We start from the raw sequence: 2,359 nt of genomic DNA on the forward strand, positions 1-2,359 counted from the left end.
GTTAGGAAAAAACAACACACTAAAACCCTTAGACTCTAAATGTGTTATCTTTATGTCAAAAAACATAATCAAAAAGACAAGCATTTAGGTCCCAACACAGAGAGCACAAACAAAACAAAAGACTCAAAATGTTCACACTCTAAGCAATGATTCTCTACTCTAAGTTCCAAAGAGATCAGTAATGCTAAAATGTGTCTTTTTTATGTTTTGAAGGTGTTTTTAAGTTTTTTTCATTGGAGAGTTTGTTATGAAAAAAAAATATTCCACACCAAATTTAATTAAAGTTATCTCTCTTAGTACGGTAATGGCCACACTTTTATCGAGTGTTTCTCCTGTTTTTGCGGCGAATCTCTCAATAACAGGAGAGATAATTAGAAGCACAAATAGTGTTAATGTTATGTATCCGCATGGTAGTCATGGGAGTGTTGTTTTTTCTGGTGATGATGACTTCTGTGGTGCAGACAACGTTGTTGGTCGTGGCGGCAAACAACAACAAGGAATTGCTGATAATCGACGAATAACCGCAGAGCAACAATATAATAGATTTATTACTGATCAAGCGTTTAATGGTCGTCATCCTTATGGTACGACCACTGAACAGGTGATTTGGACTGGTGATGGATACACGGGTAGCACTAATGGTAAAGTTTTGGGTGGTTATATAGGGGGAAGTACTGGTGGTTTTATTAATGCATTGCCTGAGGCTTATGGTGCTTATTCTTTTGCAACAGGGTGTGGGTCTGCAGCGACGGGTAATTATTCAACCGTTTTTGGTTCAGGTGCGACAGCAAAGGCTGGAGGAGCGCAAGCCTTTGGTGTTTCCGCACTTGCAGGTGGTATAGCAAGTATTGCTATGGGCGTGGGATCAGAGGCGTCGGGGAAATCTTCAGTTGCTATTGGAGGGCTTGCAACTGCATTAGGTACAAATAGTGTTGCTTTAGGTACAGATGCTGAAGCTTTGGGGGCAGGTGCTATTGCAATAGGGGGCAGGCACTTTGAAAAAAACGCAGATAATCCTATCGGAAAAGTAATCGCGTATGCTGAAAATGCGATTGCTATAGGTACGCAAGCGTATGCTGTAACGGAAAATTCGGTTGCCATTGGTGTAAATTCAAAGGCGCTTGTTAATGATGGTGTTGCTGTAGGTGGAGGATCTATCTCTGATAGAAACAAGAATGTTGCTGGTTATGATCCTACAACAGGTAAAGAGACAACAAAAACCGGTATAGCATGGAAAAGCACAACAGGAGCTTTTAGTGTAGGAGATGCAGGTGGCGGGGGTAATGGTAAGCTAACACGACAAATTACCGGTGTGGCTGCGGGTAGTGAAGATACTGATGCAGTGAATGTTGCACAGTTAAAAGCGTTGCGAGATTTGGCATCAGGAGTTTGGAAACTCTCTGCTAACGATACCGATCCTACAGACGTAAATCCAGGCAGTACAATAGATTTTTCAGTGAAAAATAGTGAAGTAGGAAAAGATAACTTAAAAATTGCAGAAAATACTGCAGAAAGTAAGCATAAAATTGAATTTACTTTGAGTGATACTCTCAAACTTACAAGCGTCATTACAGGCAATAGTACGATGAGTGATGATGGCTTTGTGATTAAGGACGGCCCTAGCATGTCTGGGGGTGGTATTGATGCTGGGGGTAAAAAGATTACAGGAGTGTCTGATGGCACTGGAGCGAACGATGCCGTTAATTTTTCACAGTTAAGCAAAATCAGTGAGAGTCTTTCGTCCACAGCGAGAAATCTGGAAACGGCTATGGCGAATACATCAAAATATTTTGGTGGAGGTGCAGGAGTTGCTGGTTCTGCCATGACGGGACCAACTTATAACTTATCCAAGATTGATACAAAGGGTAATATAACAGAGGGCTCTTTTAATGATGTTGGGAGTGCTTTTGCCGGTCTTGATACAAATATCAAGCATGTGAATGCACGGATTAAAGAAGTTTCTGAAGGGATAGCACAGGATTCTTTGTTATGGAATGATGAAGCCAATGCCTTTGTAGCGCGTCATGAGAAGAAGCAAGAAGAAAAAGGCAGAGCTGTAAGGAGACAGGAAAACAGTAAAATTACGTTTCTAGATAGTGGTGAGATCAGCGTTAAATCAACGGATGCTGTCAATGGTAGTCAACTTTATGCAATGGGTAACACACTTGCATCCTATTTTGGTGGTGGTGCTGGTTACGATGAAGAGAACATATGGAGAGATCCAGATTTCAAGATCAAGCAGTTTAGTGAGGATGGTACTTCTTTTGACAAGAAATATACGAATGTAGCGGATGCACTTGCAGGAGTTGGAAGTTCTATCACGAATGTTCAGAATAAATTGACTGAACAGGTTAATAAT

At 40.9% G+C, this 2,359-nt stretch carries 1 pseudogene; it reads left to right on the top strand.

Annotated elements, in window-relative coordinates:
* Positions 1–247: 247 nt before the first annotated feature.
* Positions 248–2,359, top strand: a pseudogene (locus ACFINA_RS09495) (hypothetical protein); the annotation flags it as partial.

Source organism: Bartonella sp. AC10YNML (assembly GCF_042196825.1).
Classification (GTDB): Bacteria; Pseudomonadota; Alphaproteobacteria; order Rhizobiales; family Rhizobiaceae; genus Bartonella.